Origin of the sequence: Candidatus Contendobacter odensis Run_B_J11 (assembly GCF_000531125.1) — a bacterium.
In the GTDB taxonomy this organism is placed as follows: Bacteria; Pseudomonadota; Gammaproteobacteria; order Competibacterales; family Competibacteraceae; genus Contendibacter; species Contendibacter odensensis.
Map to the genome: position 1 here is coordinate 1 of NZ_CBTK010000098.1, position 12,308 is coordinate 12,308.

10 protein-coding genes are annotated in these 12,308 nt (G+C 57.8%); 7 read left to right on the forward strand and 3 right to left on the reverse strand.

Annotated elements, in window-relative coordinates; genetic code table 11:
* The first annotated feature begins 246 nt into the window (after positions 1-246).
* On the forward strand, positions 247-2,070 hold the full coding sequence (locus BN874_RS07920) for a serine/threonine protein kinase (RefSeq protein WP_034431947.1): 1,824 nt from the start codon (positions 247-249) through the stop codon (positions 2,068-2,070).
* An 8-nt stretch (positions 2,071-2,078) separates the two neighbouring features.
* Complete coding sequence (locus tag BN874_RS07925; protein WP_034431948.1) at positions 2,079-3,311, forward strand: OmpA family protein; 1,233 nt, start codon at positions 2,079-2,081, stop codon at positions 3,309-3,311.
* A 29-nt stretch (positions 3,312-3,340) separates the two neighbouring features.
* Here BN874_RS07925 and BN874_RS07930 read toward each other — a convergent pair whose 3' ends face one another.
* Together BN874_RS07930 and mtnA are read right to left on the reverse strand one after the other, a co-directional pair.
* A complete protein-coding gene (locus tag BN874_RS07930; protein WP_195912135.1) occupies positions 3,341-4,924 on the reverse strand; it encodes an ABC1 kinase family protein in 1,584 nt (527 codons plus the stop codon).
* Between the two features lie 275 nt (positions 4,925-5,199).
* Positions 5,200-6,249: an S-methyl-5-thioribose-1-phosphate isomerase gene (mtnA, locus tag BN874_RS07940; RefSeq protein ID WP_034431951.1), complete on the reverse strand. Its 1,050-nt coding sequence runs from the start codon at positions 6,247-6,249 to the stop codon at positions 5,200-5,202.
* Positions 6,250-6,600: 351 nt separating this feature from the next.
* Between mtnA and BN874_RS07945 the strand changes: the two genes are divergently transcribed.
* From BN874_RS07945 to BN874_RS07960, 4 genes are all read left to right on the forward strand, one after another.
* A complete protein-coding gene (locus tag BN874_RS07945; RefSeq protein WP_034431952.1) occupies positions 6,601-7,227 on the forward strand; it encodes an OmpA family protein in 627 nt (208 codons plus the stop codon).
* A 110-nt stretch (positions 7,228-7,337) separates the two neighbouring features.
* Positions 7,338-8,663, forward strand: coding sequence for a TRZ/ATZ family hydrolase (locus BN874_RS07950; RefSeq protein ID WP_081756231.1), 1,326 nt, complete (start codon positions 7,338-7,340; stop codon positions 8,661-8,663).
* Between the two features lie 75 nt (positions 8,664-8,738).
* Positions 8,739-9,458 carry a bifunctional 2-polyprenyl-6-hydroxyphenol methylase/3-demethylubiquinol 3-O-methyltransferase UbiG gene (gene ubiG / locus BN874_RS07955; RefSeq protein WP_034431954.1) on the forward strand — a complete coding sequence of 240 codons (720 nt, stop codon included), beginning with the start codon at positions 8,739-8,741 and terminating at the stop codon, positions 9,456-9,458.
* Positions 9,455-10,162, forward strand: coding sequence for an HAD family hydrolase (locus BN874_RS07960; RefSeq protein WP_034431955.1), 708 nt, complete (start codon positions 9,455-9,457; stop codon positions 10,160-10,162). Before ubiG ends, BN874_RS07960 begins: the two co-directional genes overlap by 4 nt.
* Here the strand turns inward: BN874_RS07960 and BN874_RS07965 are convergent.
* Positions 10,152-11,021 carry an HDOD domain-containing protein gene (locus BN874_RS07965; protein WP_195912136.1) on the reverse strand — a complete coding sequence of 290 codons (870 nt, stop codon included), beginning with the start codon at positions 11,019-11,021 and terminating at the stop codon, positions 10,152-10,154. The genes BN874_RS07960 and BN874_RS07965 overlap by 11 nt on opposite strands.
* 167 nt (positions 11,022-11,188) lie before the next feature.
* On the opposite strand from BN874_RS07965, the gene BN874_RS07970 reads away from it, so the two are divergent.
* Positions 11,189-12,211: a quinone oxidoreductase family protein gene (locus tag BN874_RS07970; protein ID WP_034431956.1), complete on the forward strand. Its 1,023-nt coding sequence runs from the start codon at positions 11,189-11,191 to the stop codon at positions 12,209-12,211.
* Positions 12,212-12,308 lie beyond the last annotated feature (97 nt).

Below are 12,308 nucleotides of genomic sequence, written 5' to 3' on the forward strand. Positions count from 1 at the left end.
GCGCCCTGTCGTGGTTCAAGCGCGGTCTGCGGTTGCTCCGAAGACGACTCCAAACTCAACAATCCTTGCCGTCCTTTTATCGCGTCTGCGAGGTGATGAGGAACTGATAGGTGGTGAGGTGAAATAGCCTCCCACACGGCGCGGAGAGTTCGTATCATCTCTCGACACTGGCACACTCGGGGAACTTATCGTCATCATGCGGCACAACATTGCAAATCTGCACCACATAAAGGAGTAACCCCGGCTATGGAAATTCCAGGCTACACCGTTGTGCGCGAACTGAGCAAAGGCGGCATGGCGACCGTCTATCTTGCCGTTCAAGATCGCCTGAACCGTCAAGTGGCCTTGAAAGTGATAGAACCGGCGCTGGAGGGAGATGAGAATTTTGCCGAGCGCTTTATTAAAGAAGGCCGACTTGCTCTTCAGCTTAAACATCCCAATATTATTGCACTGTACGATTTCAACTCCCATGGTCCTTATTATTATTTTTCCATGGAGTTTCTGTCAGGAGGCACGCTCTCTGAACAGATAGAAACAGGGCTTACCAATGAACGCGCCCTGGTCATCATCCAGTTGATCGCCGAGGCGCTGGCCTATGCTCATCAGTTCGGTATTATCCACCGCGATATCAAACCAAAAAACATTCTGTTCCGCCAGGACGGAACTCCAATCCTTAGTGACTTCGGTATTGCCAAAATGATGGATGCCGATGCTACCCAATTGACCGAAACAGGAATAATAATGGGTAGTCCACGCTATATGAGTCCAGAGCAAGTCAGCGGTAAAATGCTTGATACTCGCTCCGACCTTTATAGCTTGGGAATCGTACTCTACGAAATGCTAACCCAACAAACCCCTTATTATTCAGGCGACGCTATTAGTCTTGCGCTGATGCACTGTAGTGAACCGGTCCCGGAATTGCCTTCAGCTTTTGGCAGATTTCAACCCATTATCAATAAACTTCTGGCTAAAAAACCAGAGAATCGTTTCGACAACGCCGAACAGTTAATTAATGCCATCGATCAGATCAAAACCAACCCACTTCCTGATTCAGGATCGAATCGTTCGATACCCGTATTTTCATTGAATACGACTACGGCTACATCCAAACCGCCACTCACTTCATTTGATCGATCAGGAGCAGTTCGATCAAAAACGGCCTTAATAGTCAGCAGCCTATTAATACTGACTGTGATCGTAATAGCCGGCACTTACCTGATTATGGATTATACCTCTCTGCAAACTAATTCCGAAATCAATAGGCCACCGCTACCAGTGCTGGACAATCGTTCTGCTGCTGCTATCCATTACGAGCGGTTGGCGATGGAGAATTTCCAAAGCGGCGAATTGAAGCCAAGCCTGGAATTGATCGGTTTGGGCCTGAATGCAGCGCCCAATGATCGCGGTCTGCTGGTATTGCGAGACCAAATACAAAATTATCAGCAGGCGATTCAACTGGTAGCAAAAGCGCACGAACGCCTACAGCAAGGTGCGTTGGACCAAAGCCTGCAACTGATTGAGCAAGGATTGCAGCTTGCTCCCGAACAGCCTGATCTGCTGAAGCTGCGAGATCAGCTTGAAGTGCGTGCTAAACTGGAACAAATCGCCAATCAATATGCCGACTGGGCCAACGATGCGCTTGCTCAGGGCGATCTCAAGAAAGCAGAGGATTATCTGGCGCAACTGAGTCAGATCAAACCCGACCATCCCAAGCTCTCTATTCTGAGGCGGGACTTGCAGGCGAAGCGGGACCCGATCATCGCCACGATCCCGCCTCAGACCGAAGAGGTTACCCGCCAGCAGACGGATGAGGAACTTAAACGGCGGACGGAAGCAGCGGCGAAACGGCAAACCGAGGAAGCAGTGAAACGGCAAGCCGTTGAGGAGGCGAAACGGAAGGCCGCCGAACGCATCCAGCGCCAACTGGCTGCGCAGCCGAAACCACAGACGGCCACGCCAGAGACCGGCAGTAATAATTATCGCCGTTGTGGGGATATCCTGAGTCGTCTGACACTCGGAGAACCGGTGCCGGATGAAGATAGAACCTTTCTTAGCCAGAGGTGCAGATGATGAATAGAATGACTTTTCCCGGTGCCGGATTCTACCGCCCATGGCTTGGGCTAATCCTGGCTGCAATACTTGGCGCATGCGCCACTTCTTCAGAGACCCCACCTGCTGCATCAGCCACTCCGCCACCGATTCCGGCACTTCCTTTTGACGAGGCGGTGCTGAAAGCGGCGAATGATCTTTTTACCAAGGCACAATTACCGTCCGCAGGTTCAGAATCACCGGCCAAATACCCTTTGGTGATAGATCCCCTGATTGATGGCCTTACCGGCTTCCAGTCTATTGCCACCCAATCAATGCAGACCCGGATTGAACAGTTGGCTGGTGAGAAATATCCGCAATTTCAGGTGCAGCCCTTCTCGACATCCAGTGTTGCCGCTTCTCCCGTGGTGCTGGTTGGAACCTTTACTCCAATTAACAGTGAGGGCAAGACTGAAGGAACCCGCGAAGCCTATCGCATCTGTCTGGCGCTGGCCGATCTCAAGTCGGGGAAAATTGTCGGCAAAGGCACCGCACGGGCGCAGATGCAGGGCGTTAACGCGACCCCCACCCGCTATTTCCAGGACAGCCCGACATGGGCGAAAGATCCGGCTACGGAGGGATATATCAAGACCTGTCAGGGCACCAAGATCGGCGATCCGGTAAATCCCGTTTACATCGAGCGCATCAAGGTTGCGGCGCTGATCAATGAAGCCACCAAGGCTTATGACGCCGGTCAGTATCGGCAGGCGCTTGATCTCTATACTGAAGCCTTGCAAGCGCCCGGCGGCGATCAATTACGGGCGTATAACGGCACTTACCTCGCTTACTGGAAACTCGGTCAACGCAATGACGCTGCGCAGTCTTTTGGCAAGATCGTGGACTATGGGCTGGCGAATCAACGTCTGGCCGTAAAATTCCTGTTCAAGCCCGGTTCGACCGCGTTCCTGCCCAATGCCCAAGTCACCGGACCCTATCCGATTTGGTTGCAGCAGATTGCAGCGCGCACCGCGCAGAGCAGCGCCTGTCTCGAAATCTCCGGTCATACCAGTCCCACCGGGCTACTAGCACGCAATGATCGGTTGTCGCTGCGGCGGGCTGAATCCATCAAGCAGCGCCTGGAATCCCAGGAACCGGAACTCGGCAAGCGCACTCTTGCAACCGGAAAAGGCTCCCGTGAAAATCTGGTCGGCACCGGGAAAGATGATGTCAGCGATGCGCTGGATCGCCGGGTAGTGTTCCAGGTCATCGGCTGCCCCCTGTAGCAGACGATTTGCGGGTTGGGATTAGGCGCTTATGCCTCGCGCTGGTAGAGCCATAACCCCACCAGCACCAACCCGCTGCCGGTGAGCCAAGCCTCCGATTGCACCAGTATCAGCACCCCGCCGAGAATACAGGCGGCGGCGACAATCGCGCTGCGCAATGCAGCCAGCGGGTGGGGCGGCGGCATATTGGGGCGATCCAGCAGGTGCGCCGATTTAGTCAACAGATCCGGCAGGCGGCTGGCCAAGTCCAGCAGTTCCGGGCCGTTGCGTCGCAACTCCCGCGTCAGTCGTTCCAGCCGGAATTGATCGCGGAAAATCCGGGTGATGTGAACCCGCGACAAGGCCACTACATCCAGATCGGGATCGACCATTCGCCCGACACCCTCAAATGTCACCAGCGCCTTGACCATCAACACCAGTTCGACCCGGAACCGCATCCGGTAGCGACCGCCCAGCCGCATCGATTCCAGAATCAGCCGGGCGATGCTGAATTCGCCACGACCGGTGTGCAGCAAAAAGCGCCGCGACAATTCCACCACCGCACGACGGAAACCTTCCGGATCGCCGCCCGGCCCTATATCGGCAATGCGGCCGAGATGTTGGGCCGCTTTTTCGACATCGCCGTTAACCAGCGCATGGTAGTAGTACAACAGTCGCCGCCGGGTTTCGTCCTCGAACCGCCCGACCATGCCCAGATCGATGAAACCGACCCGGACCCGCCGCCCGTTCAAGATCAGCAGGTTGCCCGCGTGCAAATCGGCGTGAAAAAAGCCGTCTCGATACAGCATTTGCAGAATCGCCTGCGCCCCCAGATGCACTACCCGCGCCCGTTGCGGCTCATCGAGGGTAAAGGTGGCGGGCGATCCGGGTTTGAAGCCGTCCAGATACGACATAGTGAGCACGCTGGAGCCACTGAGTTCGCGGTACATGCGTGGAAAGACAATCGCGGGCGTGGAGTGAAAGTGGGCGGCGAAAACTTCGCCATTGTCGGCCTCGACCGTTAAATCCAGTTCACGCACGGTATAGCTGCGAAATTCCTCGACGATAGCCGCCGGCTGGTATTTCGGCGCCAACCGATCCAGCACCGCGCTCAGCCAGCGCAGCAAGGTGAGATCGTCCAGTACAGTTTGGCGGACCCCGGGTTTTAGCACTTTGATCACCACCAAGTGGCCGGCGTGAGTGGTGGCACGATGGACTTGCGCCAGCGACGCGGAACCCAGCGGTCGTTCCTCGATCTGGCTGAACAACGCCGCCAGCGGTTGACCCAGTTCGGTTTCGATCAAGGCGCGAATCGCCAGGAAAGGGGCAGCGGGGGTTTGGTCAAACAGATTTTTCAACTCATCGGTGACGGATCGCGGCAGCATATCTTCACGTACCGCCATGATTTGCCCCAGCTTGATATAGGTGGGGCCGAGCCGTTCCAGCCGGTAACGCAGTTGGGCAGCGAAGGGCAGATCCACCAGTTCCGGATCCAGTCGCCGCGCCGCCAGCGCCGCAACCCGTCGCGTCAACCATAACCGGCTGCCGTGTTGCGCCTCCGGGGGCAGACTGCGGACATACACCACCAGACTGCCGGCCAACAGCCCGAACCATTGGCCATTAACGGTCAACATGCGCCGTAACAGCCGTCGGTAACGTGCCAGCGGTTGAAAGGAGGTTAGCGAAGCGGGGAAAGGGGACGACGTACTGGAATCCTCGGTCATGCGGCGGATCGGATGAAAACGGGAGCGGAGTTCTTTTTGGCCGGCCAGCAGAAGCGGATTCCAGCCCGTTTCGTGATGCCAGATACAGTCTTGACAGTCCTCGCCAAAGTACCAGGATGGGCTTCGTCGAAACGATAGCACGACGACGAAAACCGTACCGCAGACGGTAACATCATCATCACCGCTTATGTCGTCCCCGCCATCAGCCGCGCCATCTTCACTGCATCCGGCGCCAGCACCACCCCCCGATCGGTCACCAGCGCATCCACCAGGGCCGCCGGGGTTACGTCGAATGAGGGATTCCACACCTGGGCACCGGCAGCGGCTATTGGCTGTCCGCCCAAGGTTAACAACTCCTCGGCGGCGCGCTGCTCAATCGGAATGTCCGCCCCGCTGGCGATGCTCATATCTACGGTAGTGATGGGCGCCACCACCATCAACCGTACCCCGTGATAGCGTGCCGCCACTGCCAGATGGTAGGTGCCGATTTTGTTGGCGACATCACCATTGGCGGCGATTCGATCCGCGCCCACCATCGCCCAGCGTACCTCACCCTGCCGCATCAGCGCTGCCGCCGCCGCATCCGCCAACAGCGTCACTGGAATTCCGTCCTGCACCAGTTCCCAGGCAGTCAACCGCGCCCCTTGTAACCACGGGCGGGTTTCATCGGCGTAGACCCGCTCGATCAGCCCTGCCGCATAGCCATACCGGATCACACCCAACGCGGTGCCATAACCGCCAGTCGCCAGCGAGCCGGTATTGCAATGAGTCAGCACCGATCCGCGTTCAGTCAACAGCGCTGCACCGAGTTCACCCATCCGCTGGTTGGCAGCAATATCCTCAACATGGATCGCCCGTGCTTCCGCCAACAACCGCTGCGCTGGATGACTGCACCCTGCGGCGATCACCCTTGCCATGCGCCGCAATGCCCAGAATAAATTAACAGCGGTCGGTCGAGCAGCGGCCAGCATGGCAAGATCGGTAGCAATCAGGGCCTGCCAATTTGGTGCGCTCTCGGCATAGCGGGCGCGAGCCGCCAACACCACACCATAAGCGGCGGTAATGCCGATAGCCGGCGCACCGCGAACTACCATGTCACCAATCGCCTGGGCTACTTCCGCTGCGGTAGTCAACCGTTGATAAACCAAAGCGCCTGGCAATTGACGCTGATCCAGCAGTTCCAAGGCATCTTCGCACCAGACGATAGCGCGCACTTGATCATGAGCAGGGTTCATGGGGAGTTGAATCCGGTAAGCCGTTAGGGGAAAAGATGACAAATTCAGGTCTGTTGCGATATGACGACAAGCGGGATTCTCAGCGGATTATGGCGAAAATTGCTTGCCAAAATGCCGATATAGTGCGCAAAATACGGGCATTTATTGTTGGCACAACATTTTTTGCAATTCTGACACAGTGTTGTATCATTACGCATCATGACCGGTCGGTTCGCTGCTCGCGGTAGTGACCGCTTCGGTATAAGGTGTTAAGTGGATCAGGGCGGATCAACCTAAGTTCTGGTGTCCGTGTCCCGAAATTTTGGATGTACCATGCACCGAATTTTAGTGCCTGTTTGGGAGAGTATAGCGATGAATGTGAAACTGAATAAGCTCAGCCTGGGTCTGGCTGCCTCGATGGTGCTGTTCGCCGCCCTGCCCGCGCACGCGGCGATCAACAAGTATGGCTGCATCTATGTGGTGGATCCTTTCGACAAGATCGTCAAGGATCCTTACGGCAATTGCATCCGCACCCCGTACTGGACTGCCGCAAAGAACATTCCAGAGTGCGGTGGGGTCGCGGCGGTTGAGCCACCTCCGGCAGCCGGCTCAATTGAGACCATAACGCTGGGTGCCGATGCCTTCTTCGATTTCGACCGGTATGACCTGAAACCGGCCGGTCGCGCCAGGCTGGACAAGCTGGTGGTTGACCTGCGTCGGGCCAAGTCTGTAACGGACATCCGGATCGTCGGTCACACTGACAGCAAGGGTACGGAAGAGTACAACATGCGGCTGGGCCAGCGCCGCGCCGATACTGTCGCCAGTTACCTGGCTGCCAAGGGTGTCCCCAAATCAATCATCAGCACCCGCAGCGAGGGTGAATCCAACCCGGTTGCACCCAATACCCTGCCTAATGGCAAGGACAACCCGGCGGGTCGCGCCTTGAATCGTCGCGTGGTCATCACCGTGACGGCTGCCGAGAAGGTGATCAGCCAGTAAGCTGATCGCTGGTCCCCGCATCCTCTGCGCCCCGGTTCGCCGGGGCGTTTTTTTGTGCGGTTACGATCCACCGCTATCATTCACCTCACTGTCGGGAGAGCCGTTCCGTGCTGCAAGCCATCGCTACCTTAATCAATGCCCGCTGGATCATTCCCGTCGAACCCGACGGTCTGATCCTTGAGCATCATGCGCTGGCGATCCAGGACGGACGGATTGTCGCCCTCCTGCCCCAAGACCAAGCGGCAGCCTGTTTTACGCCTGAGACCTGCCTGAATCTGGACGGGCATGTCCTGATTCCCGGCCTGATCAATGCCCATACCCATGCCAGTATGGTGCTGCTGCGTGGGCTGGCCGACGATCTGCCGCTGATGAATTGGTTGCAGAACCATATCTGGCCGGCGGAAACCCGCTGGGTGAATCCCGATTTTGTCCGCGACGGCACCCGATTGGCTATCGCGGAAATGCTGCGCGGTGGCACCACCTGTTTCAACGACATGTACTTCTTCCCGGAGGTCACCGCTGCGGTGGCGCGGGAATGCGGAATCCGCGCCTGTGTGGGCCTGATCGCGCTGGATTTTCCAACCGCTTATGCCTGCAATCTGGACGAATACTTGAGCAAGGGGCTGGCGTTGCACCAGACACTGCAAACCGAGCCGCTGCTTCATGTCGCCTTCGCCCCGCATTCGCCTTACACGGTATCAGCGCCGGCGCTGGAACGGATCGGTCGGCTGGCCGAAGATCTGGGACTTCCTATCCATATCCATGTTCACGAAACGGCTGCCGAGGTGGCGCAATTCCAGACTCAGCACGGTTGTCGCCCGCTGGAACGGCTGAATCAACTGGGGTTGCTGTCGCCACGGCTGCTGGCGGTTCACATGACCCAGCTTGAAGCTGCCGAGATCGACCGGCTGGCGGAAGTCGGCGCTCATGTTATTCACTGCCCGGAATCCAATCTCAAGCTCGCCAGTGGCTTCTGCCCGACGGCTTGGCTTGACGCTGCTGGGGTCAATGTCGCCATCGGCACCGATGGCGCAGCCAGCAACAACGACCTCGATCTCTTTGGTGAACTGCGCACCGCCGCCTTGCTCGGCAAAGGCATAGCCGGCGACGCCAGCGTCCTGCCGGCGGCGCGGGTGTTACGCATGGCGACGCTTAACGGCGCGCAAGCACTGGGTTTGGCCGGAGAAACCGGCTCGCTGCAACCTGGCAAGGCGGCTGATATTGTCGCCGTTGACCTTAGTCACCCGGAAACTGAACCGATGTATAACCCGCTCTCGCAATTGGTCTACGCGACCGGGCGCCATCAAGTAAGCGATGTCTGGGTCGCAGGCCAGCGACTCCTGGCCGACCGGCAGTTGACCACGCTGGATTTGGCGGAAGCCCTTCAACGGGCACGGGAATGGGGTACAAAGATTCGCGCGGGACACTCGGCGTAAAGTCGGCTATATGTTGGTCAAATTTGCCATCCATCCTTTCCCGCGCTCTCATTCACCTGCAAGGTAAACCCGAATATGACGGCCGCCCATCCTAATGTGGATTATCAGGAAATCGCCAAATTTGAGCAGCTCGCCAGCCGCTGGTGGGACCCGGATAGCGAGTTTAAGCCCCTGCACGAGATGAACCCGTTGCGGCTGAACTACATTACGGAACGTGCTGGCGGGTTAACCGGTCAGCAGGCGCTGGATGTCGGTTGTGGCGGCGGCATTCTGGCCGAGAGCATGGCTCTGCGCGGCGCTCAGGTGCTTGGGATCGACATGGGCGAAGCGCCGCTGGCGGTGGCTCGCTTGCACCAACTGGAATCCGGTGCAGTGCTGGATTATCGGCGTATCACCGCCGAGGAACTGGCCGAGCATGAACCGGCCAGTTTCGACGTGGTGACCTGTATGGAAATGCTGGAGCATGTTCCCGACCCGGCTTCCACCATCGCAGCGTGCGCCCGGCTGGTCAAACCCGGCGGCCATGTGTTCTTTTCCACCATCAACCGCAATCCAAAGTCCTATCTGTTCGCCATCATCGGTGCGGAATACGTCTTGCGGATGCTGCCCCAAGGCACCCACGATTTCCGTAAATTTATCCGCCCCTCGGAACTGGATCGCTGGATCCGCGCCGCTGGCCTGACCCTCCAGCATCTGACCGGTTTGCATTTCAATCCGCTTACCGGCCGTTACTGGTTAGGACCGGGGGTCAGGGTTAACTACATGGTGCATTGCCAGAGGGATCCTGGCGTATGAGAACCATTCCGCCAAGCGGTGTGCTGTTCGATCTGGACGGCACTTTGCTGGATACCGCCCCCGATCTGGCGGCGGCGCTGAATCGCTTGCGCTGTGCGCACGGCGAGTCTGAACTGCCGCTCGAAGCCATCCGTCCGACGATTTCCCAAGGATCGCCGGGGATGTTGAACCTCGGTTTCGGGCGGACTCTCGACGATCCGCTTTACCCCGCATTGAATCAACGTTTTCTGGATTTATACCGTGAGTTCATTGCGGTGGAGACCGTACTGTTCCCCGGTATGGGCGAGGTACTGGCGTACCTGGAAGCAAACTGCATCCGCTGGGGCGTAGTGACCAACAAGCCAGGCTGGCTGACGGAACCGCTGATGAAAGCCTTGAATCTCTGGTCGCGGGCAGCCTGTGTGGTCAGCGGTGATACCTTAAGCAAGCGCAAGCCGGACCCGGAACCGTTGTGGTATGCCTGTGAACAGATGGGAGTAGCACCGGGTCAGTCGCTGTATGTCGGCGATGCCGAGCGCGACATGCAAGCGGGTAAACAGGCCGGCATGATCGCGCTGGTGGCGGGTTTCGGCTATCTGGGAACTGAGGATCGACCGGAAGAGTGGGGCGCCGACGGTTTTCTGGAACAGCCGGCGGATTTGTTCGGTTGGCTGGGCGCGGTGGAAGTGGGGATCGCCACCCGCGCCCTGGACCTCAATAAATGAGGCTGGATCCGGGCCAAATCACCTCGAATACCCCGAACCACTGGGCATGGACCTCCAAGGCCACTTCTTCGAGTACCGTCTCGTTCTGACCACAAATCGGCCAGGCTCTGGCATCCATCCGGTAGGCGACATCAGCGGGATCAGAGGTTCTGGTCTCCAGATTCATGGTGTTTGCCACGGCGTTACCGATGTGAACCAGCGCCGTATCCACTGGAAACAGCTTGGCTTCCAGCGGGGTATGGTGGCATTCGACCGGTTCCCACAGACTGGCTGGCAACTCCCAGGACTTCAGCAACTCCGCGCCGACATCGGCGTGGGTGAAGCCGAGTTCCTCCTGCTCCAGTAGGTAACGCTCACCGCCCGTTTCAGCCAGCCGCCCGAGAATCTTCCAGGCGACATCCGGTATCTGGTGGACCATGACCAATTGGCCGACATCATGCAGAAGTCCGGCCACAAAACTGCGCTCGCGATGCTGGGGCTGACAGTGCGTAGCCAATACCCGCGCCGCCAGCGCACAACAGACGCTATGTTGCCAAAAGGCGTCCATATCAATGATCGCGCTGGTGATATTGCGAAACGCCTGCGCTGTGGACGTTGCTAACACCAGATGGCGTAGATCGCGGGTGCCGATTAAGGTAACGGCCTGCGCCACCGTCTCGACCCGTTGCGAACGACCGTAGTACACGCCGTTGGCTAACTTGAGTACCCGTACCGTAAGTCCAGGGTCATAGGCGATGACCTCGGCCAGCTTCGCCGACGTGCAAGCGGGGTCATCAATAAGCTGGCTAATGCGGAAATAAATATCCGGCAGGGAAAAGATGTTCGCTACATTTTTCACCAACTCACGCGGATTCGTCATTTTGGCCCCTTTTACCACGACCTGATCGTCGCATTGATAAGCTATTATTATCGTATAAATTGAGTAGCGCGGTGGCGACATGGCGAAAATAGCTGCCGCATCGCCAATGCAGTGCGCTACCGCTGATTCGGTCGCGACGACCCGCACCTGCCCAGAGGATTTCAACCATGAAAGCGATCATTCTCACTCAAATCGGTGGTCCCGATCAGTTGCGCGTCACCGAGGTGGAAACCCCGGAACCCGCTTTAGGTCAAGTCCGGGTGCGATTGTATGCCTCGGCGCTTAATCACCGTGATGTCTGGATCACCCTCGGCCAATATCCAGGCATTCGCCTGCCCTGCATTCTGGGATCAGATGGCGCCGGTGTGGTGGACCAGATCGGGCCGGAAGCTCCGGCAGATTTACTCGGCCAGGAGGTGGTGATCTACCCTGCCTATGATTGGGGTGACAATCCGCACTTTCCAAAACCCACCTTCCGGGTGTTGGGTATGCCTGATCCCGGTACTTTCGCCGAATATCTCTGCGTTCCGGCCCGCCATGTTTTTCCCAAGCCCGCGCATCTGAGTTGGGAGCAGGCAGCGGCAGTTCCGCTGGCGGGCTTGACCGCATGGCGGGCGCTGATGACCCAAGGCGCGGCGCAGCCGGGAGAAACGGTACTGGTGACCGGCATTGGCGGCGGCGTGGCAACCTTCGCTCTGAAATGGGCGGTGGCGCTGGGGGCACGGGTTTTTGTCACTAGCGGCGATTCTGCCAAACTGGAACAAGCCTGCCTCATGGGGGCAGCGGGCGGGGTCAATTACCGGGATAGCGCTTGGGCTAAACAGTTGGCCGATCTGAGCGGCGGGGTAGATGTCGTTGTGGATGGCACCGGTGGTTCGACCTTCCCCGGCTGTTTCTCGGTGCTGCGTCCGGGCGGGCGACTGGTGGTTTACGGTGCAACGGCGGGCAATCCGCCCACCGGGCTGGAAATGGCGCGGCTGTTCTTTCGGCAGGCGCAGATTATCGGTTCTACCATGGGTTCGCCGGCGGAATTCGCGGCTATGCTGCATATTGTCGCCGAACAGCGAATCGAACCGGCGTTGGATCAGGTGTTTGCGCTGGACCAGGCGGTTACGGCCCACCAGCGGCTACAGGCTGCAAAACAACTGGGTAAAATTGTGTTGCGGCAGGGTAAGCAGCAGTTGAAATAGATATAGACATATATTGACACTCATGGCAAAATAGCAGCTATGAAACTCAGTATGTGGGCTAAATCGCAAGGATTGTTGTACAAAACCGCCTGGCGGC